The organism is Leptothoe sp. ISB3NOV94-8A (assembly GCF_043421595.1).
GTDB classification, from domain to species: domain Bacteria; phylum Cyanobacteriota; class Cyanobacteriia; order Phormidesmidales; family Phormidesmidaceae; genus Leptothoe; species Leptothoe turfae.
Genome location: NZ_JAXSQW010000007.1, coordinates 1 through 20,657, shown reverse-complemented (window position 1 = coordinate 20,657; position 20,657 = coordinate 1). Strand labels below are relative to the sequence as shown.

The 20,657-nt window shown below is 48.9% G+C and carries 24 protein-coding genes; 7 read left to right on the top strand and 17 right to left on the bottom strand.

The window, feature by feature from the left end:
• Positions 1-114: 114 nt before the first annotated feature.
• The 3 genes from SPB21_RS35500 to SPB21_RS35490 form a co-directional block, all read right to left on the bottom strand.
• A complete protein-coding gene (locus tag SPB21_RS35500; RefSeq protein ID WP_250565520.1) occupies positions 115-645 on the bottom strand; it encodes a hypothetical protein in 531 nt (176 codons plus the stop codon).
• Positions 646-655: 10 nt separating this feature from the next.
• Complete coding sequence (locus SPB21_RS35495; RefSeq protein ID WP_499869748.1) at positions 656-1,198, bottom strand: hypothetical protein; 543 nt, start codon at positions 1,196-1,198, stop codon at positions 656-658.
• A gap of 79 nt (positions 1,199-1,277) precedes the next feature.
• Positions 1,278-2,003, bottom strand: a complete 726-nt coding sequence (locus tag SPB21_RS35490) for a hypothetical protein (RefSeq protein WP_499869746.1) — start codon at positions 2,001-2,003, stop codon at positions 1,278-1,280.
• 106 nt (positions 2,004-2,109) lie between these two features.
• Between SPB21_RS35490 and SPB21_RS35485 the strand changes: the two genes are divergently transcribed.
• Positions 2,110-3,408, top strand: a complete 1,299-nt coding sequence (locus tag SPB21_RS35485) for a tectonin domain-containing protein (protein WP_499869744.1) — start codon at positions 2,110-2,112, stop codon at positions 3,406-3,408.
• A gap of 53 nt (positions 3,409-3,461) precedes the next feature.
• Here the strand turns inward: SPB21_RS35485 and SPB21_RS35480 are convergent, their stop codons facing one another.
• The 4 genes from SPB21_RS35480 to SPB21_RS35465 form a co-directional block, all read right to left on the bottom strand.
• Positions 3,462-4,352 carry an HlyD family secretion protein gene (locus SPB21_RS35480; RefSeq protein WP_499869742.1) on the bottom strand — a complete coding sequence of 297 codons (891 nt, stop codon included), beginning with the start codon at positions 4,350-4,352 and terminating at the stop codon, positions 3,462-3,464.
• Between the two features lie 234 nt (positions 4,353-4,586).
• Positions 4,587-5,666, bottom strand: a complete 1,080-nt coding sequence (locus SPB21_RS35475) for a DUF3110 domain-containing protein (protein WP_499869740.1) — start codon at positions 5,664-5,666, stop codon at positions 4,587-4,589.
• 402 nt (positions 5,667-6,068) lie between these two features.
• Entirely contained in the window at positions 6,069-7,160 is a 1,092-nt protein-coding gene (locus SPB21_RS35470; RefSeq protein WP_499869739.1) for a metal-dependent hydrolase, read from the bottom strand.
• Positions 7,085-7,363, bottom strand: a complete 279-nt coding sequence (locus tag SPB21_RS35465; RefSeq protein ID WP_499869737.1) for a hypothetical protein — start codon at positions 7,361-7,363, stop codon at positions 7,085-7,087. The genes SPB21_RS35470 and SPB21_RS35465 overlap by 76 nt, the downstream gene beginning before the upstream one ends.
• 278 nt (positions 7,364-7,641) lie before the next feature.
• Here SPB21_RS35465 and SPB21_RS35460 point away from each other — a divergent pair, with 278 nt between their 5' ends.
• The 3 genes from SPB21_RS35460 to SPB21_RS35450 all read left to right on the top strand — a co-directional run bounded on the left by SPB21_RS35460 (position 7,642) and on the right by SPB21_RS35450 (position 9,576).
• Complete coding sequence (locus SPB21_RS35460; protein WP_499869736.1) at positions 7,642-8,052, top strand: DUF1353 domain-containing protein; 411 nt, start codon at positions 7,642-7,644, stop codon at positions 8,050-8,052.
• Positions 8,053-8,366: 314 nt separating this feature from the next.
• Positions 8,367-9,011, top strand: a complete 645-nt coding sequence (locus SPB21_RS35455; RefSeq protein ID WP_499869734.1) for a hypothetical protein — start codon at positions 8,367-8,369, stop codon at positions 9,009-9,011.
• Positions 9,004-9,576, top strand: coding sequence for a pentapeptide repeat-containing protein (locus SPB21_RS35450; RefSeq protein WP_499869733.1), 573 nt, complete (start codon positions 9,004-9,006; stop codon positions 9,574-9,576). Before SPB21_RS35455 ends, SPB21_RS35450 begins: the two co-directional genes overlap by 8 nt.
• A gap of 1 nt (position 9,577) precedes the next feature.
• Here SPB21_RS35450 and SPB21_RS35445 read toward each other — a convergent pair whose 3' ends face one another.
• The 8 genes from SPB21_RS35445 to SPB21_RS35410 form a co-directional block, all read right to left on the bottom strand.
• Positions 9,578-10,435: a hypothetical protein gene (locus tag SPB21_RS35445; protein WP_499869731.1), complete on the bottom strand. Its 858-nt coding sequence runs from the start codon at positions 10,433-10,435 to the stop codon at positions 9,578-9,580.
• Positions 10,399-11,049, bottom strand: a complete 651-nt coding sequence (locus tag SPB21_RS35440; protein WP_499869730.1) for a hypothetical protein — start codon at positions 11,047-11,049, stop codon at positions 10,399-10,401. Before SPB21_RS35440 ends, SPB21_RS35445 begins: the two co-directional genes overlap by 37 nt.
• A 193-nt stretch (positions 11,050-11,242) precedes the next feature.
• Positions 11,243-12,622, bottom strand: coding sequence for a pentapeptide repeat-containing protein (locus SPB21_RS35435; protein ID WP_499869728.1), 1,380 nt, complete (start codon positions 12,620-12,622; stop codon positions 11,243-11,245).
• A gap of 32 nt (positions 12,623-12,654) precedes the next feature.
• Positions 12,655-14,109: a pentapeptide repeat-containing protein gene (locus SPB21_RS35430; RefSeq protein WP_499869726.1), complete on the bottom strand. Its 1,455-nt coding sequence runs from the start codon at positions 14,107-14,109 to the stop codon at positions 12,655-12,657.
• Between the two features lie 32 nt (positions 14,110-14,141).
• Entirely contained in the window at positions 14,142-15,407 is a 1,266-nt protein-coding gene (locus tag SPB21_RS35425; protein ID WP_499869725.1) for a pentapeptide repeat-containing protein, read from the bottom strand.
• 10 nt (positions 15,408-15,417) lie between these two features.
• Entirely contained in the window at positions 15,418-16,179 is a 762-nt protein-coding gene (locus tag SPB21_RS35420; RefSeq protein WP_499869724.1) for a hypothetical protein, read from the bottom strand.
• Positions 16,180-16,183: 4 nt separating this feature from the next.
• Positions 16,184-16,444: a hypothetical protein gene (locus SPB21_RS35415; RefSeq protein WP_499869723.1), complete on the bottom strand. Its 261-nt coding sequence runs from the start codon at positions 16,442-16,444 to the stop codon at positions 16,184-16,186.
• 5 nt (positions 16,445-16,449) lie between these two features.
• A complete protein-coding gene (locus SPB21_RS35410) occupies positions 16,450-17,565 on the bottom strand; it encodes a hypothetical protein (protein ID WP_499869722.1) in 1,116 nt (371 codons plus the stop codon).
• 238 nt (positions 17,566-17,803) lie between these two features.
• On the opposite strand from SPB21_RS35410, the gene SPB21_RS35405 reads away from it, so the two are divergent.
• The 3 genes from SPB21_RS35405 to SPB21_RS35395 all read left to right on the top strand — a co-directional run bounded on the left by SPB21_RS35405 (position 17,804) and on the right by SPB21_RS35395 (position 19,148).
• Positions 17,804-18,130, top strand: coding sequence for a helix-turn-helix domain-containing protein (locus SPB21_RS35405; protein WP_499061102.1), 327 nt, complete (start codon positions 17,804-17,806; stop codon positions 18,128-18,130).
• Positions 18,131-18,156: 26 nt separating this feature from the next.
• Positions 18,157-18,438, top strand: coding sequence for a hypothetical protein (locus SPB21_RS35400; protein WP_499869721.1), 282 nt, complete (start codon positions 18,157-18,159; stop codon positions 18,436-18,438).
• A gap of 491 nt (positions 18,439-18,929) precedes the next feature.
• Positions 18,930-19,148: a hypothetical protein gene (locus tag SPB21_RS35395; protein ID WP_499869720.1), complete on the top strand. Its 219-nt coding sequence runs from the start codon at positions 18,930-18,932 to the stop codon at positions 19,146-19,148.
• A gap of 50 nt (positions 19,149-19,198) precedes the next feature.
• Here SPB21_RS35395 and SPB21_RS35390 read toward each other — a convergent pair whose 3' ends face one another.
• Entirely contained in the window at positions 19,199-19,738 is a 540-nt protein-coding gene (locus tag SPB21_RS35390) for a hypothetical protein (protein WP_499869719.1), read from the bottom strand.
• 64 nt (positions 19,739-19,802) lie between these two features.
• A complete protein-coding gene (locus SPB21_RS35385) occupies positions 19,803-20,153 on the bottom strand; it encodes a hypothetical protein (protein WP_499869718.1) in 351 nt (116 codons plus the stop codon).
• Positions 20,154-20,657 lie beyond the last annotated feature (504 nt).

Below are 20,657 nucleotides of genomic sequence, written 5' to 3'. Positions count from 1 at the left end.
CGTTATCCCATGTCCTACTCTCTGATTGCTGTCGTTTCTAGAGATCACAGACAACGGCTAAAGCGACTATATCAAAAGGTTTATAGCCCATAGAAAACAACAATAAAAACAGATTTATACCGCCACTGGTGAACCAGTATCCACCTGGACCATCTGCAATACGCCCTGGGCCATTCCCTGGGCTGCCTTATCCGCTAAAGCTTGCCGGTCTTCCTGGGTTAACAGCGCTGACAGCATAGGAATTACCTGGGCTCTCAATGGTCGCTCCGACTTGGGCAAATTCTGATCATCCTCTGCAATCAATGCCGCAATCCACTCAGTCTGCTCTGGAGTAGGTTGCTTTAGGTGCTCATAGATCCGTCGCCACGCTGCCGTGTAGACGGCGTCATAGCTGCGACCCAGTTCCCAGGTCTGCAGCCATCCCTTCAGCTCTGGCAACAATATAGAAAACAGTCGCATATATCGACGCTGCCGCTTTAAAGCTTCCGGTGACGCTGCCTTAAGTGCATCCAAATAGGGCTGCGCCATAGAGCCCGCTTCGACCGGGCCATCCCAGTCATCGCCCTCCCACCAGTTATCTTCGGTGAGCAGGTCTAATAAGTTGCCCGTTTTTTTGAGTTGCTGGGTCAGAAGCTGATCATCCATAGGGGTCACATTAGGATTGCAACGCTGGGTACTCGAAGTATACCAATCCATCTTTATCCGGGTCAGGGCCATAGTCTGGCATCTTCATGTGATGGTAAAAGCCCTCTACTTCAGGCAGTGAGTGCAGTCCCACACGGCCCTGATAGCCCAGTTCGACACTTCGCTGCCGTGCTACCGCCAGGAGCGTCCGCCCCACCTGACGCAAATAGGGTGGATCTTCAATCAAACGTCGATTCCATGGGGCCGAGGCGACATACTCTACATAGACCAGGGGAAACCGCTGGGGTAACCAGGAGCGGTGGCCCTGGATATCGAGCAGTGTCACACCTTGCAGCAGTCCATCGAACTCAAGGCCATAGGTTTCGTAACGGCTATCCCCCAGGGCTAAGCGCAGTTTATAGCCCCAGTCCCAACCAATATCGACCTGGTCTGCCTCTAGAAGAATGTCTCGCCAGATGACGTCAATCTGCTCTACATGGTCCTGGGTTAGTGAACAGATGGTGGCCGTAATCCGCCCATTGGGAAATTTTGGAAGCTGGACAAAGCGATTCATGGAGACGGCAGCGGCACAGATGCCCCATAGCCTACCAACTGACTCAGCTCGGCTTCAATCTGTTGAAGGTTGTTTCTATTTATGCGCTATCTCTCGTCGCCCTGGGAATAGTCGATGTGTCGCCATGACCGCAGACACCAATAAGCGCGGGATAGATCTGCGTCTCAGCGTCGGCACCCGTCAAAATTTCCAACTCGCGTCGGTCCTGGGCTTGCCCGATTCGTTTCTCGTCACACCGTGCTTTTAGATTGTCAGTGCGCTGCCACATGGTCAACATGCGGTTAGTGCTGCCCTGACCAGTGCGGTACTGGGCTTCCATTATTTGCGCTTGCATCAGATGGGTTCTTAGCCGTGAATCAAGCAGGTCATACTCTCGGTCTAATTTCTCGTAGTTGAGCACCAGGCTCACCACCTCATCAGCGATATGTTGAGCCTGGTTTTCTCGCTGGCGGATCAGGTTGGCTGCGTCGAGTTCGAGGGATGCGATCGCAATCCGATCCCGCTGCACATCCCCACCACCCAAAACGTTCTGCACCAGCCTGATTGGGTCCAGAGTCAGATAGTTCGTCCACTGCCGCGCTTCTGCATAATCCTGCCGTTCCGCCGTCAGGGCCAGCTGCTCATTGATCGCCTCAATCTCCGACGATTGCGCTATCGCCTGCTGCGTCAGCACCTCCAGGCATTCCGTCGAACTGTTCAGACACGGCAGCGCCAGCGCTGGTGCGGACCATGAGAGTAATCCAAACGCTGAGAAAATTGATAGCAGTCCTCGAAAAACACACCAATTACACCAAAATTGATTCATTTAGATGACCCAATATTTTCAACGGGAACATTAACGCCAGCAAAGAAGATGGGCTCACCGCGCGAACTTCTATTCTTTGCATAACAAAAGCAACAACAGGAATCTGATGAAAGTACTGAGAAAAAATAATGTACAGAAAATACTACAGATATTAGGGGTGAACACATTTATAGCATCCACACTAATTTACGGCAGCGCAAAAGCAGCCCTAGGACAAATAACTCTCCCTTTTGAAGTTGGTAAGACTTGGTACGTTTGCCAAGGCTACCAAGGTACAGTCAGTCATCAAAATAATTTTGCCCTGGATTTATCCATAGGTCAGGATTTTGGAGCTACCGCCTGTTCAAGTAACGATGTTAATCGTTCTGCAGGACAACAAATTCTCTCCCCAGCAACTGGAACAATTGCCTATGTAGGGTCAGATCTAGTCTGCCTTATGATAGATGGGAACCGGAGTCTGCTGATTGGCCACATTAATCGTTCCATAGCCAATGGAGCACAAGTTAATCGAGATACTGTCTTAGGAACAGTATCGAATGCAGCACCCGCAAACGGAAACTTCGCCCATATTCACATTGAAGCCCGGAAAAGCCGTAACTGCGTACCAAATACATCAGTACCGCTGACAGCAACCTATGGTTTTCAGTTAGAAGGAATTGGTGATTTACCAGATACATCTGAAAGAAATGACCACTTTCGAACGGCATTAACTCGTAGAGCAACGGGCGGCAAAATTTTCCAACGCGTCAATGATGGCTGGTTATTACGTCCTGGTATAGGTAATGATATTGCCAGCAACAACGGGCATCAATGGCTCGTGGGTGCAAACTCTGTTTATGGTGGCTATGGCATTTATCAGTGGAATGGTAATGACTGGAATGCCATCGACGGAGGAGCTGTTGGCATAGCTGTCAGTCCCTCAGGTAATCCTTGGATTATTAATAACGAAGACTATATTTATCGTCGAGAAAACAATATTTGGCAACTACTGCCTGGTCGAGCTAAAGATATCGACATCGGTAAAAATGGCCAGGTTTGGATTGTTGGTGCTAACGAAGTAAATGGCGGTCATCCCATTTGGTACTGGCATGGCACTGACTGGACTCCCATCGACGGTGGGGCCATACGTATAGCAGTTGATCCTGCTGGTAATCCCTGGATTGTCAATAATGAAGGCTATATTTACCGCAGAGTCAACGATGCATGGCAACTCTTGCCTGGTCGGGCCAAAGATATCGACATCGGTGACAATGGCCAGGTTTGGATTGTTGGCACCAACGAAGTCACTGGTGGCTATGGCATTTACCAGTGGAATGGCAGTAACTGGGATGTTAAAGATGGTGGTGCCGTACGCATCGCGGTCGATAAAGACGGCAATCCCTGGGTTGTCAATAATGGAGAATAAATCAAAACTATCTGCCTCCATTAAGAGTTAGACCGTCAATGCAATGCTTAATGTCAGTGTTCTTCAGGTAAGAAAGCCTCATTGCCTGAATCAGCACTGGCGCGGACCATGAGACTAATCTCAGCAGACAGCAACCCGCTGCTATCCTGCCCCAGCCAATTGATACGCCGAATCCTTCCCGCATAGGGGCTACGGACCACGGATAGAGTTGCGATCGCATTTTCCACCTCGTCCACCCTGAGCTGCGTTTGGGCCAGTTGAAAGTCTCGGTCTCGCAAACGCTGTTCATAGTTAGCCCACTGCTGTTGGTAACTGAGCATGGCATGGGTGCGGCTACTGACATCGGCGGCCATCGTTACCGAGTGCTCATACTCCGCCGTCGAACGTTTACCCAGCGCCAGCTGATACTCACGCACAGCGGCAGTGTGGTTGCGTTGTAGCTCCGCTAGCTTTGCCTGCTCATGCTCCATTACCAGCGGTTCGAGGTGGGGCAGCTGGCCCAGATAGTCGATTTCTTGATGCTTCGCCGTTATCAGCGCTTCGGCCTGGTCTACGTCGGCCTTAGCGCGGGCGATAGCGGCGGTTTCTTCGAGGTAAGTGGGCGTTGCAATCGGTGGCGGCGTAGCCGGTGGTAGCGGTGGGGTGATGGTGGAATGCTCCAGGCGTTGCAACGTGAGGTCTAGCTGGCGGGCCTGGGCTTCGAGGCGGTTGCGATCGCGGGTGCGATCGGCGATGAGTTGGCCTACGGAGATGCGATCGCCTTCGGTGACCTTGAGATCGTCAGGGTCGGAGACGGAGACGTTGATGGTGAGGCGGCGAGGAGCTTCGTTAGGTTGGTCGGGTTGTTCTGGGGGAGAGGTGGGCGTGACGAAGCTAGGCTGTTGGGCGATGGCTACACCTGCCACGGCTATCGTTGTGATCGCATAGGGAATTAAAGCTCGCACAGACGATAAACATAAGCACCGTCTGAAGAATGCCCAACCACGAATTAAGAGCATCTTACTGATAATCTCTTAAATCCATACCCATAATTAACTAACACTCGGTATCCTTTTGGGGTTGTGATTAGCCATGGCATAAATCCTGATGTAAAGAACTAGCGAGTGAATTCACACAGAAATTTACGGTTCTAATTTTCTGGAAATGAAGTAGACCTATGGCCACGAGCTTGAAGCCTTCTATGTTAGAAAATTCGTCTCAGCATTTTCTTCCGGTGGTTCAACCCGTGTACCAGCTTTGACTAACTTAGTCATATATCCTTGATTTTTGGAAAATCGTTCAACTTCCCATCTATTTATACTTTCTACACTGAGACCCTTGAGATCTTTTTGAGACAATAGGTCGTTATAGCTATTGGCATCATCAAAATTTTCAAACATAAGGATAGTGTTTTGCCCATCTGCTTGAAGCGTTGCGTAAATGCCCTCATTGCTAGAATGAGAGTTCATCAACAAAACAAAAACTTGCCCCGGATGTGTAAAGCTCAATATTGGTGGATTGAAAACAAGTGACCATATAAAAGGAAGCCACACATAAGTACGGTAACCTCTTGTTAGCTTAGATCCTTCTCTTACTGCACGGATTGGAATCTTAAGCTGATCATTTGCAATATTTGCGGAAATTTGGAAGAGAGAAGGAAGATCGGAGAAATACAAGCTTGCCACAACAGCGATTAAAAAGAGGCCAAAAAGATGTTCTTTTCCCGCCAAATAATCTTGTAGGCTTTCCGGCAGCCATGGAGAGACAACTGCATACCCGGGTAATCCTGGCAAAGGAATTGATAGCAGAAGAAACAGAAATATTAAATAACCTACCATAATGGCCAATATAGGCCAAAGGAAATTAATTTGCCACTGGGTGAATGGATCTAAGGCCCTCCATTCAAGCGACTCAAATTTCATCATTGCTTCTTCAAGATCTGTTTTTCCAATAAACTTAGCTCCGATCTCCCAATTGTCTGCAAGACCTAACCAAAATGGGCTGGAGATAGCCAAAATAAACAAGGCGATAATCACCAAGCGTGAAAGAGGAATAATGCTACACCATACACGACTGCGAATACGGATGATGTCAATCTCTGGGGAACGCCCTAATGCAAATCTAAGATTTGAAGGGAAAGCAAAGTAGCCCTTCTCACTAGCTAGGTTATCCCCCGCCAAATAGGCTAAACATGCTTGAGTTAATCCAGATACATAGAATACTGTTGGGAGAAGAAGTATAAAAGATATGATTAATAGTATGGAAGCTATATTTAACATCTTAAAATTTTGTAGTGTGTATCTCTTTAATTACTTTATCTAACTGCAGTATGACGTCCGACTGAGAGCGCTGTTTGTATATGGGATGAATTACTACAAGAGGAACATGCAATAATGCCATAGATTTAATAGATCAAACATCATCCAACAGAAGGGAATTATCTGACACCTAGATATCTGTCAGGCCATGTTTGATTGTTAACACTCTTTTCTCCGTATTTATCTAATTGTTTTTCCTTGGCTAGATTAAGGATGCCTAGAAGTTCTTGACGATCTTGTCTTGGCTATTCATTGTGACACTCCTAATTCAGTGTGAGTTTATAGGATGTGTCAGATAAGGTCTTAACTATTACAAATAGTACTTTCTTGGTAATACAAACCTTGCTTAAATGAAATACATTTTCACTGAAGAATCAGAGCCGCCATACCCCCAGCTGCCCACTGATCGCCCAGTAACGCGATCGCAACTTCCAAATCACAATACTGCAACTCCACCGACTCACCCATCACCGTCACCGCTGACAACTGCCTCGGCAGCACCGTAGGCGTTACCTCTTCAGGAAAATCCACCGTAATCGAACCACTCAGATAGATCCGCGCTGACGGGTTCGCCATCCGCAGCGCCTGCAACCGCGATACTACATCCTCATCATTCAACGTAAGCGTCTGCGTCGTCCGTATCAGCGTCGCACCAGTCGCCGTCGTCAGCTTCTCCACCAGCAGCTGCTTACCCGTCTGGTAAACACCCTGACCATCGGTAACGATGAACTCACGGCCCACCGCATCCAAAATCAGATAGCGCCCATCCGCCCGTGTCCGGTCATCGGCCCATACGCCCGTTATCTCTGCGTACACCTCAGCGCTGGCCGCATGGGTGTTATACGTCGCTAACGCCCCATCCCGCAGCCCCAGACCTTGACTGACCTGAGTCTGCACACCACCCGCACCAGCTAACCAGATACCCACCAGCAACAACGCCACGGCCACCGACAACACCCAATACTCCGCCGGTCCCCCCGTCCGTATCCGTCGCTTGGGGTTAGACACACTGATCGCCCAGGCTGGGTCAGGCCAAAACAACTGAACACCCTGGCGCGTAAAACAATCAGCAAAGCAGCTGAGCATATGCCCCAAGGGCACCGCTGCCGCCGTCTTGATATCACCCAGCGCTGCCCCGATGCTCAAGGATACCGTTGCAATGGCCACCGTCGCCACCAGCGAATGGGTGACGCTGCGATGGGGAAAGCGGTCTTCTATCCATGAGCTGATGGGGTAAAAGACCTGGCCGATGATGCTAGTCGTTGTGTCGATATCTGGTAGCTGGCTACCCAGGACGGCGAGCGCTAACGGGAGTGGTTGGGCGGTGCCGAGTAATAAGGATGCGCCTGCGGTTGCAATGCAAGCGTGGGTAATTGCCATCATCCGACAAAACCCTGCCGCCGATAACGATACATCCAAACACCCGCCAGCAGCACCACCACCAGGCCACACCACAGCACCCACACCACATTTGACTCAGCCTGAGGGCTACACCCTAGATACTCACCAATCGCAGCCCGTACAGCGCTTTCCCCCTCTTCCTTACTCATAAATTGCCGTCCCTGAAAACGCCGTTCTAGCTGGTGCATCAACGCCCGCTGCTCCTGATGGCTCAACTCTCCAGGGTCTTTGCAAAGGCTATTCGTTGGCTTATCCATCCCTTCTGGCTCTGCTCCACTGCCCTAAGTTGCCCAGGGATAAGGGTTAGGTTGGGATTTGTGGGGTTGCGAGCTTTTGAGGCAGCGTTAATAGGTAATGATGGTCAGCTCAGTAGCTAAAAATACTCCTTTTGGGTACTACAAAAAAGTCTCTTATTGAGTTAAAGAATCATGTTTCCCCTAATATCCATTTAACAAAGTGTCATAGGGTAAGATAAAACCCAAAAACAACATTCTTAAGATAGTCGACAACAAACAAATGCATCTCCAAAGGCCCCATGGAACCTTTCCCAAAGCCCCTTAAGTTAGAGTTTGTAGACAACCCTAAAGAATATCGTCGTCGATTCAAACTAACTCAAAAATTTGAATATCACTTCAATACAAAAGATAGCCATGAATGTATTACGGTACCCATAGACTATCCCACTGATTTTGCTAGTGTTCCTCGCCCCTTGTGGCCAATCTTTCCACCCGTTGGTCGCTACGGAAAAGCAACTGTCATTCACGACTATTTATGCGATCACCCCGAGGAAAAACCTAGACAGGAAGCCGATCTGATCTTCCGTCAGGCCATGAAAGACCTTAGCGTTGCTAGCTGGAAAATCTTCTTCATGTATGGAGCCGTTTCATGTTGGACAACACTGCTCACGGTTAAGCGGTGGCTATTCAAAAAGATCAACATCCACTAGAGAGCAAAGAGACGAGCACTATAAACGCTTAGGGCTGTGACCTCAACCTCACTGTCCAATTACTTCAGGGAGATATCAACAAAATTGGTTGTAATTTTTCAGGAGCAAAGGCCTTACCATCTCAACGTAGATAAGTACTATTATCCATCAACGAGCTGAAAATGCTCATTTTGATTACGCTGGCGTGCCTTAATTAGAAGTTTGTTATGTACAGATTGCCAAAACCCACTCTCAAAGATCGGTTTCCAGGATGCGTATCGGTAAAACTGCATTTTTCTAAAGCAAACATATCATCTTCTTTCATTTGTTCTGAAATGAAAGAAGACAGTACCGATATTAATATTAGCTTGACCGTAATCTTCAACAAAGTTCAAGAGATACCAATTCCTGCAGGTAAGAGATTAGGGTTCAAAGAAGGCAAAGCAGTTTTTGGAATTAAACGTGGTACTTTAAAACTTTTCCTAAATAACTGCATAATGCCGTTAGAAAAAATCAAGCTAGCGACATTTCTTGACAAGACAGTTGAAGTAGAAAATACAACTTCAAGAGAAGCTAGTACCTCTGCTGGTGTAAGTGAAACAGGCTTCAATAGCAGTATGACAGGGAAGATGACGATCTCAAAAACATGGAAATCAGATGAGCCACAAATTACATTTGCCGGCCCAGAAACCTCACCTACCTGGATCTTTGAAGTGCAGGGCCAGGAGGATGATCTACTCGTAGATGACAAACAAAAAGAACCGCTCGGAATTCTGGAAACACTCTCATTACCATGCAAGTTAAAAGCTACTTTTAATGTCAAAAGCGAAGATGTTCATATGGTGGACGGCAGTCTTTTTGGTGCAAAAGAAATCATAAGAAACAAATTCGCAATTATTGAAAGACTTTTAGCCAAACGATATATTAAGCCCGAAATTGAGTCCGCCCCGTTTAGTGAAATAACTTGGGATTATGATTGAACCTATTGCATTCGAAGAGCTAGAAAACAAAATCGAGCAAATTTTAGATGCAGAATCGACAGATTTTTTCGAGCTTGCAGCCTTAGCTGAACTCGATCCATTAGTAGATTTTGCAGGAGCCGACCTCAGCAGTATTAATATCAGCAAAGCTGACTTTAGTAGAGCAGATCTCAGCGGAGCAAACTTCAACGAAGCTAATTTCAGTAACGCAAATCTCCATCGCAGTATTCTCAGCAATGCTGATTTCAAAAACGCAATCCTTCTGAAAACAAATCTTAGAAATACAAATCTTCAAGGTGCCAATCTTCAAGGTGCCAATCTTCAAGGTGCCAATCTTCAAGGTGCCAATCTAGTAAAAGTCAACTTCAGCAATGCGATTCTCCTGAAATCCAACCTCACAGAAGCAAATCTTCGACAGGCAAACTTTGCCAATGCTCAAGTCAGACAAGCACAATTTGGTAAAGGTATTGGACTTACAACATCACAAAAAAGTAATCTCAAAAGCAGAGGAGCAATTTTTGATGATTCTCCAAGGCGTGGTACACGTACTTCTATAACGTACTGATTCACTGCCCCAACCGCTTCCGCGCCCCGCGTACCTGCCCCAACTGCTTCATCGTCATCCCAGCAACCAGCGCTGTACCACCAAATATATATAGGCTCTTGTTACGCGTTCCCATCCCAATAAACCGCACAATGCCAAACGCCATCAAACAGGCAACAACAATTGGCATCACCACCACATACTGCGTATGCTGCGGACTCGCTGACCGATTCAGCCCCAGCCGCTCATTCCTAACCACCTTCCGCGCCAGCATCGGATTCCGTCCCGCCAACGGTTGCAACTCCGCCAACCGCGACTTACTCAGCTGCAGTCCTTGAGCCTGAGCCTCGCGCTGCATCACCGTACGTATATCCCGGTCGCTGGGCAGCTTCAGCTCAATCTCCAACAGATTTAAAAACACATCCTTCAACGGATTCGCAGCAGCAAAGCAACACAGCCGCACTCCCGCCGCCATCGCATCCTCTAGCCAATAGCGCATACCCGTGGTCAGACGCTTCGCTTCGGGTAGTATCAGCAGCGTCTGCGGTCCAACGTTTTCTAAAATCTCATCCTTCAAAGCGTCCATGGTCATAGGCTTATCGCCCACCACCTCGCCGTTGCGGTCGTACCTCGGCTCCACGGTGGGGATATCCAACTGCTCAGCCAATGCTACAAAGAACCGTTTGCCAGAGCCTTTGTAGGTGGCAGTTGCAACACTAAATTCCCCAGCCAGCCGCTTCGCCACCAGCCCCGGAAAATCATCAACCATCCCCAACTCCGCCAACACCAGTACGCTACTACCCGCCTGGATAGCAGCGCACACATGCTCAAAGCCTTGGGGGTCTATGCAGTTTGTAGCTCCTGTCGTTTCTGTCGCCACTGGCTGAGCAGGTCGCTGGCCATGGTCGCCAGGTTCTGAGACTTTGGGTTAGTCGCCTGCCTCACCGAGTCCACCTTTACCTTTACCTCGTCTGGCAAATCCTCATAGGTCATCTGGTCCGCCATCTGTAGCATCAACTGATGCGCCACCGTCATCCGATGCCCTGCCAACTCCGCCGCCCCACGGACCAGCTCATTCATATCAAGGTCCTGCGCTGGGTTCGCTTCCGGCATCTGTTCCGCTGCATCCATCTCACCTGCCTCAGCCTTTACCAGCGCTGCCGGGTCGCTATTACTAACCTCAAAGTCCTCAATTTTTCCACCACCAACGACATGGGCACGCAGCTCACGTACCAAATTTGCCTGCGCCTTCGTCAGATAAACCTTACCTTTTGAATCCTTCTCTGCTTTGATTCCTAAATGCTTTAGGTAGGTATAGTAAGCCTGCTTTTTAATATCAAGCTCCGCCATCAGTTCATCTGGCCGTAGCTGGTGTTCAACGGTGGAATTCCGGTCAGTCATGTCCCGCACAATTTTATTTGCTACCCCATATAGTGGAATGCCAAATAAAAAACGGTTTCCGGAGTTCCACCGGAATTCCGGTGAAGATTCCATGGAAACGGAAAAACGCCCTTACGTACATGGGACGATCTACTGGGCTATTTTTCGGATAGATGCCCTCAGAATCGATAGGGTTTGAGTTGAAAGGCAGCAAAAAATTAGAGCATCAGTCTAGGACTTTTCCTAGTAGCTAATGCTCTATTAAATAGGTGGTTAGTGATAGTTAGCTGATGGTTGCTGCAGCAACTTACGGAGTGCCAGACGGCGGCAGCTGCACTTGCTCGATAGGAATCCCCAGCTGCTCCGTTAGCTCGATAACGTTGCCGGTAAACGTGGAAACGTCGCCCGAGACAGCGGCGGCTCCGCTGGCAAGCGTGCCGATGGCAGCGCCCAGGGCAACCAGCCTCTTTAAACGGCGACCGATGCGGCCTTGGTCGGGCTGCTCTTCTGCGAGGTCGCGCTCTAGGTCGTCGAGAACGTCGTTAGCGTCGTCTTTTTGCTCGGTGGGGAAATCTTGGGCCTGGTCGCGGAGGGCGGTGAGTAGACACGTGATGTCTTCGGCATTGGAGCCGTAGTTGTTGATGATGCCGCCATACTGGTTGCCTTCGACGTTTCCTGCGACGTAGCCACCGCCGAACTGGGCACCACGTAGATCGTACTTTGGACCTTGCTGACTATTGGCCATAGTTGTCATCACTCCCATTAGTGTTGCTTTCTCTCGACGCTCTATTGCAATCGTCTGACGCGCATCCTCAAGATGCTGCCCCTGCAATCGCAAACGCTCTTCATACTGAGTTTCCAAAGCTTTGATTTCAGAAACATAGAGTTCTTTTGCACAACTCTCAACAGCAGCCTTATCAGACCCTGGAGACATCGCTAAACGAATAACAAATGCCTCTCCCTGTTTCCTCTCAATGGCCTGAATAGACAGATTATCGTCAGCGTACTGACTGCGGAGGTTCTGGAAGGATTGGAAAAATGCTTGCCAGTCGATACCGTCTTTGAAGATAAGATCTAAAGTATCTACGACCTGCTGGAAAAGGGCCGCAAACTCGCCGGGGTTGAATATATCTTTACTGTTCCTAGGACGGCGCTCTGTACCGTCAGATTTGAAATAGATATAGTCGCAGGACACATCATCAAACACTGTTTCGCCATTGATGTTCCAATCTTGTAGAAAAGCTCCCGTAAGAACTGATTGCTTAAAACTGGTATTGAGAACTGAGGAGTAACTAAGGTCAGCGTTAGTAAGGTCAGCCTTATTCAGATTTGTTCCTAGCAAGTTAGCCCAATGCAAGTTCGCTCCATGCAGATTACAGCTACTCAGATCAGCTTCACTTAAGTCAGCATCATGGAGAAACGCACCGCTTAGGTTAGCACCGCTTAGATTAGCTAGACGCAAATCGGCATTATAAAGCCAGGTACCACATAGGTCAGCGCCACTTAGATCAACATCAAATAGCTCGGTATCACTCAAATCAGCTTCACTCAGATCAATTTGACTCAGGTTAGTGCTATTTAGGCTAGTACTACTCAGGTCAGGCTTTATCTCGGGGGCATTCTCTCTCCAAGCATTCCATGCCTCAACCCCTTCCTGAAGCCGCTTTACATGCTCCTTATTAGCCACGTCACCCTCACTTCAGCAACTAATCAAACACCCTACCCATTCGGATTCTGCCACCCCTCAACCAACGCCTTTAGCATCGCCCCATACGGTACCTCTTCGATCGCAGCCCCACTAGCCGCTTTCAACGCCCCAATAAACCGCTCCCGCCGCGTCGGCGGAATCATCACGTTGAGAAACGCCGTTTGGTCTGCTTCGGTCGCAGCGGGATTAGACGCCTCTAGCTGCTTAAGCAGGTTTTGAATTTCGGCTGCAGCCTCAGCGAGGGAAGGCGTTTCGGCAGCTGCGTTGTTGATAGTGCCGCCGATTTGGTTACCTTGGACGGTTTCGGCGAAGCCTCCTGCGAATTGGGCACCGCTAAGGTCGTACTTCGGTCCTTGCTGAGTACTGGCCATAGTAGACACTAACGCCATTAGTGACGCCTTGTCTCGGCGCTCTACTTCAATCGTTTGACGTGCATCCTCAAGATGTTCTCCTTGCAATCGTAAACGTTCTTCGTACTGAGCTTCTAACGCGTTAACCTCAGATGCATAGAGTTCTTTTGCACGACTCTCAACAACAGTTTTGTCAACCTCTGGTGGAACTTCCACACGAACAACAAATGCGCCGCCACGTTTCTTCTCAATAGCTTGGATGGAGAAGTCTTGGTCAGCATATTGGCAACGGAGCTCTTGAAAAGATTGGCAAAAGGCTTGCCAGTCGATACCGTCTTTGAAGATCAGGTCTACGGTGTCTACGGCTTGCTGAAATAGCGCTGCAAACTCGCCGGGCTTAAAGTTGCCTTCTCTAGGGCGGCGTTCTTGTTGATTGACTTTGAGGTAAACATACTCACAGATTGCATTCTCAAAGCTTGTTGAGCTGTTTATATTCCAGTCTTCTAGACAGGCTCCTGTAAATACCGATTTATCAAAACTAGCTCCCAAAGCTTGAGCACAACTCAGGTCAGTATCACGCAAATTGGCTCTATACAGGTTAGCTTCCTGAAGATTGATTCCACGTAACTCAGCTTCACGCAAATTGGCTTCACGCAAGTTAGCTCTACTTAAATTGAATCCGATCAAGTTAGTTCCACTCAAGTCAACTCTATTTAGATTGATTCCAATCAGGTCGGCTTTATGCAAGTTAGCTCCACGTAAGCTGGCTTCACTCAGGTTAGCTCCACTCAGATTAGCTTTATGTAGGATAGCTTCATTCAAATTAGCTCCACGTAGGTCAGCTCCACGTAAGTCAGCCCCACGTAGAGTGGCTCCATTCAGGTTGACTTTATTCAGATTGGCTGAACTAAGATTGATACCACTTAGATCGGTTTCACTCAGTTCGACTTCACGCAGGTAGGCTAAGTGAGCCCCACGAAGGTTAGCCAATCTCAGGTTGACTAGACGTAGATCAGCTTTACTCAGATCAGGCTGAATCTCAGAATTATGTTCTCTCCATTGATTCCATTCCTCTACCCCCTGATTAAAATGCTCTAGATGCTCCGCATTCGCCACCCCTCAACCCTCACTCTCAACAACCAACCATCCTATCCATTCGGATTCTGCCACCCCTCAACCAACGCCTTCAGCACCGTCCCATACGGCACCTCCTCTATCGCAGCTCCGCTAGCCGCCTTCAACGCCCCAATAAACCGCTCTCGCCGCGTCGGCGGAATCATCGCACTCAGATACGCTGTCTGCTCAACCTCCGTCGTAGCGGGATTAGATACTTCTAGCTGCTTGAGAAGGTTTTGAATTTCGGCGGCGGCCTCGGCAAGGGATGGGGTTTCGGCGGCTTGGTTGTTGATGGTGCCGCCGATTTGATCGCCTTGGACGGTTTCGGCGAAGCCTCCAGCGAATTGGGCACCGCGCATATCGTACTTGGGAGTATCAGACATAGGGGGCCTCGCTGCTTGCAACTTGATAATCTCCATCAAGTTTGCACTCTGCTCCCGATAGGCGACGATTTCACCGTCTTTAGCTTGTAGCTCGGCTCGGTAGCGTTGTTCTAAAAGGGTCAGCTTAGTTGCATAGAGTTCTTTTGCTCTGCTCTCAATCGCTGTCTTATCAGCACCTTCGGCTACTTCTACACGAACAACAAAGGCACCGCCCTGTTTCTTTTCGATAGCCTGGATAGAAAGGTCTTGATCGGCGTATTGACTGCGGAGGTCTTGGAAGGATTGAAAGAAGGCTTGCCAGTCGATACCATCTTTGAAGATAAGATCTACAGTGTCTACGGCTTGTTGAAATAAAGCCGCAAATTCACCAGGCTGAAAGCTCCCTTCCCGAGGGCGACGCTCTTGAAATCCATCACCGAAACCATGTTTCAGATAGACGTAATCACAGATGGTTCCCTCAAAGTTCGTAGCATTGTTGATGTTCCAATCTTCTAAGCAAGCGCCCGTAAATACAGCTTTTTCAAAGTTAGTTTCCAAAACTGTCGCTCTACTCAGGTCGGATTCACGTAGATCGGATTCACGTAGATCGGATTCATGTAGGTCGGCTAAAGTTAGGTCGGCTCCACTCAGGTCAGCTCCACTCAAATTAGATTCACCCAGATTGGCTGCCTTCAGGTTGGCTCCACTCAGATTGGCTCCACTCAGGTCGGCTAAAGTCAGATCGGAGCTAAACAGTTGAGCTGCCTTCAGATTGGCTCCCTTCAGATTGGCTCCAAGTAGTTCAGCTCCCTCCAAATTAGCTCCACTCAAGTTGGCTCCACTTAGGTCCGGGGTAACAAACCCCAAATTCTGTCTCCACTGATTCCATTTGCCTACCCCCTGTCTCAGAATCTGTAAATGCTCTGCATTCGCCACTCAATCATCCTCACTTCAACAACTCCGCCGACACACCCGAAATCTTTCTCTTGCCTTTAACAACAACCCGCAAAATTTCCAACGCAGGCCGCTCCGCCTCAATCAACCTCGCCACCCGCGTCACCTGACTCGCGCGTATATACTCACTCACCCGGCCCTTATGGCTATCCCACCGATAGTAATAACTCACACTAGGATTCGCCCGCTTCCGGTTCCCCGTCCGCTCTTCAATCCAGCCAGAGGCATTACCTTTCTCCCGATGCTTCCGCCGACTTTCCACCGCAGGGCCACGCTTTCTCCATACAGCCACCTTTCCCCCAGAACAGGGATTAACGATGGGATAGGGCGATACGTCGGGCAATAAGGCCAGCTGCGTCCCGTTTAATACGTCGTCGATGCGTAGCTGCCCATGGCGTTCTGCTTTGAGTACACGCTTACGGCCCATTTGCTTCAGGTCATACGACCCGTGACAGGGAGCACAGAGCGCTTTTAGGTTGTTGCGATCGCAATTCTGCGGCTGATGGTCCAAATGCGCCACCGTCAACGTAAATCGCCCCAGCTTAGACACCACCGCATCCGTACCGCTCGGCTCCCACAGCTCTGCTACCGTAGGATGCTCCGTCAACGTTAGCCGAAAGATAGCCGCTTCTCGCGTTTCGCCAGGGCGGCGGCAGGGCCGCCCGCATTCGGTACAGCACCAGTTCGCCTCGGTTTTAATCGCTAACGCTAGCTCATCCCAGTGGTCAGGATAGAGACGTCGATCCATTGGCATGCCGTCAGTCCTCCTCTATACCGACTCGCCACAGATAGAAACAGTGAGCGCACTGCCAAGAATGCCGCCATCCTATCCAGTCAAAGCGTGAACGACGACAACGGGGACAACAGCCATGCTTTTTAAGAAAAGCTCGACGTTGTTTAGCAGTGGGGTTGGTCTGAAGAAATGCCTGTAACGGTGTTATTTCTCCATGACCTGGGCCATCACGATCAGAAGATTCTACGTCAGGAAGCTGTTTCACATTGTCTGGAGACAGGTTCATAACACTCACCCCGCTTGCCGCATGTGGTCGTCAGCGTTGCCCGGTGGGCTGGCAGCTAAGTCCCATTCTGCCTGGAGTTTCAGGATATCGATATGGCAGCGTTCAGCGTCGGCCTGCAGCTGCGGGGTGATCGGCGACTGCGTTGCGATGGCGTTTTTAATGCGATGTAACACCGCAGCTGCTTCCGGTTCTGGCTCAGTAGGTTGGTCTGAACTGTGTTCTGGGGGAATCGGTCGCCAGCGGGGACCGTCGGGGCCGATGTCAATGTTCCATTCGGGGTGGGTTGCGATCGCATTTTGCATTCCTTTACGCATGGGCACTACAGCCCACTGACGCTGATAGCGTGCTAGCCGCGCGGCGATGCTTTCGTCTTCCGACTCAGACTGCTCTGGGGAACGCGGCGGCGGAAGGGGATCTACTTGCTGCTGTACCGATTGCCATGCATCATATTCACGCAAGTTGGCAGGATTTACGCTCTGTTTTTCTAGCCACAGTTCCCGTAGTGTGGGCTGCTCTGGTAAGCGGCTGGCTTTAGCAAGCAACCAATCCCTGTAATCCGGTTTTATCTCAAAAATAGAAATTTGGGTTTCTCTCTCTCTTAATGGATCATTCTGATCTTTATTGAGATCTAGTGAAGGATATTGAAGAGACTCAGAAGTCTTGATATCAGAAGGTTTTAGAGATCGATTTTCCGAAATTTCGGAATTGAGTCCGATTTTTCGGACAGCAGTTTGATTTTTCGGAATTGAGTCCGATTTTTCGGACAGCAGTTTGATTTTTCGGACTACTTTCTGGTCAGAGTATTTTTCGGGTGCTTTACAGCCTTCCCGGTTTCTCACACGTAGGGATACATCCTCAAACTCAAATAATTCTTCACGTTCTAACGCTGCTAGGGCATCGTAATAGGTTGACCGACTAATCCCCAGGCGTTGTCTGGCTATCTGGCCCCCGGTCTCTACAAACCGATTACCAAAGGGGTCCACTAGCGAAAAGTAGAGCACTGCACGGTACTGAGCTGCGGTTAACTTTGCATCAATTAAACGGTTAACCGTCGCTTCGTCTAAATGCACGTAGCGCGATTTTTCTTCCAGGGGGCTGGAAAAAGCATGGGTATTTGTCATATAATGTGACCAAGTTATTTTTAATTTGCTTGCAAGCAGTAATGCAAACAAGCTTTCGACCCGCCTCCTGCCAGGGGTGGGTTTTTAACTTTTTAACCAGTTCCTTGACAAATGAGGGGACTCATTAGACAAAGGTGGCATAATGAAGGCATAAATTACCGTTGACGGTAATTTTATATAGCCCACATCAAAGTTGATTGTAATCATACACCAAGCGATTACTTTTTAAAGTAACAGCATGAATTTTTCCGAAGCGTTTGACCTCACTCTCAAGGAATTTGGCTTAACCGGTAAGTCCCTGGCCATCAGCACAGGACTGCGCGAAGCCACAGTTAGCAACTTCCGTAATGGCAGTGACATCCGCTCAGACAACCTGGAAAAGCTACTCAGTGCCCTACCACCAGAGGCTAAACAGTTCTTATTTCTTAAAGTTTTTGTTGACGATTTAAATCCCGATGGCATCGCCACCATGCTGGGGTTATTAGCTGGTCGCCTTAAGGAAACCCAGAGTAGCCCAGAATACATTGAAAAATCCGTAATCCCTCAATCGCCTGTGTCCGTATAAGGCTACATAGTGTTCCTTAATCAGGTGTGAGCATCAAAATTTTTATGGATGAATTGAATAACCAGAGCATTGAGGTCGTTATTAGCGCACACGACAAAAGTCTGGTTACAGATATCTATCAAAGAATTGAGCAGTTATCGTTACCGGCAAAAGCTGCCCTGGCTCAGCATCTAATTAGCACAAACGAGTTAACGGTTGTGGTTAGCAGTCGAACAACGGTGGGCAATGCCATTGGGCAGATGGACCGCACCGAGCTGGGTAATACGCTGGAGTCCATCGCGGAGCAGATAAGGCGGTTGAATCCATGAAATACCACTGGCCCGGCTCCCCTACCATGGAAGCCGCTTTCTGGTCTTCTTAGACTCTTCCTTAACCACAGCATTACTGAAACCGCCTGGAAAGTGGAAAAGCTAGACGCTTAACTGCCTACCATTTTGATTCCATTAATTACTTCAAGTGTTCTGTACTTCAAGATTAGAACCCATGCATAGCAAAGGGGCAAAACTCTTTTTGGCTCAAGACTCCTGACATCTATAAAAGGGGTGTGTAATTATGCGTATAGTTACTTTTGATCACTTTTGATCACTTTTTAGTTAATATCTGAACTAAAAACTAGCAAAATCCCTGATAGATAAGGCTTCCATCCATAGCATTCCTGCTTTGAGTCACAGCAGATTCAATCAGGCTGCCATGGGGTTTGGGTAATCCGTTCTTATCCAATTCAAGAAGGGCTCAGTCCTAGAGATGCCTCACCGTCGACGTCAGTCAGTTTCACCCCAAGGACATAAGGACTAAGCCAATGAAACTAGGATTTACCGTCAATCACATCGCCATCATTGCTGTGGCGAGTGTAGGTATTGTTATCTTGAGTGCTGTATTTTCCAAATATCCAGGTCTGATTGAACTGCAATGCAATTCGGATGGATGCCATGTCGTTATCGATGGCCGGTCACCAGAAAATGCCTCATCAGACATTCAATATATTCATCAGATCGAGGAAGGAGAGAACGAAGGGTAAGGGTATCTGATGTCGCAGCCCTGAGTCATTGTCAAGGCTGCGAACGCTTCTTAAAACTCCGACTCCTCCTTACGCCGCTGCATAAACAACGTGCTCGAAAACGCTCGTATCGTTGTTTCCTGCGCCTCCGGCAACGCACCTTGCAGCTCTTTGAAAATGCTCACGATTTCCGCTACATCATGACTCGTTGGCTGCTTTACTGGCGTTGCCTGCGGTGGGCTTGGTATTGCTGCTAAATTAGGCGGCGCTGTGGGGCGTGGATCGCTAGCCGGTGGCATAAACTCGTTTCGCTCATGGGGTGCAACCGTGCGACTCTCTAGCGTCTGCATTAGCTCCGGTGCTTGCTCCTTCGCGACTCTCCATTTCCCAGTTCGGTAATGACATAAAATCACATCCCCCTTTCTGAGTCGGGAAAATATCCCAGGGTTAAAGTAGATGCGCTGTTCTCCGCCGTTCTCAAAGACAACTAACACGGAGTGCTGTGCCTGCCATTCTGGGTTATTGGTTTTGGGCTCAGTGGGATTAAACTTCAGCGTGACCCATTGCCAGACGCTTTGCTGCGATGCGTTTTTTAGAGGTGAATTATTCATTGGTTGTCGATGTGTCGAGTTAATAACTGAGCGGGGCACTACTCCCGCATCGGTGCAACGGCATCTAAAACGGCGTATCCGGCTCATAGAAACTGCATTTCGCGGCGTAGTGCTGCGGCATCTGCGCCAGGTCGCTGGCCGCTCGTAGCTCACATAGCCCCAGGCTCATATAGGTGCTGCCATTGGATAGCTCGATAGGTCGCGGCGGTCGCCAGTTCACGCACTGGGCGCATAGCGGTTGATATTGCATCGGTGGGGTGTCTGGCAACTTGGCTAGTTCAGTTGCGATCGCAACCTTTCCCCATCGCTTCACCAGCTCTGCCAGCTCCAGCATGGCAAAGCCCCATTCCTCATTTTTTTCCAAGTCCTGTCGTTCCTGCGCTTCCTGGCAGATACTAAAATCTAACTCGTACATCTTGTTTCCTTTTGGTTAATTGGTAGGCAAGATGTGCACGGAGTGATTTGGGTGCAACCAGATCACTCCACTTTTATGCACAACCTTACTTAAAAGAGAGTTTAAATAAAATCTTCTAAAATCCAGAAAAGCATTGAAATATATTGATTCTAGAGATCACAAAAACTCTCTTTTTACTTCTTTATTGTACCATTTTTTAGTGCTAAAAAATGGTACAATAGTATTAAGCGCAGGGGGCTTAGAAGACCGCGTGAGACTCGGGGCGCTAAACAGAAACGTAGCCTGTAAAGGTGGACCTAAACAGAAACCGGCGAGCTAGGGCGGATACCCTACGAAGACGGAGCGGCGAGAACTAAGCACAGAAAACCCAGGAAACCGACCGGAGAAACGGCCAGAGCCTTGCTAGCAGGCAGTAACCAAACAACGGCAGCAGACGCAACGGGAAACGGCAAACCCACCCTGGCCAAAGGCCACGACCAGGGGCGCAACAACAAATCAACGGCA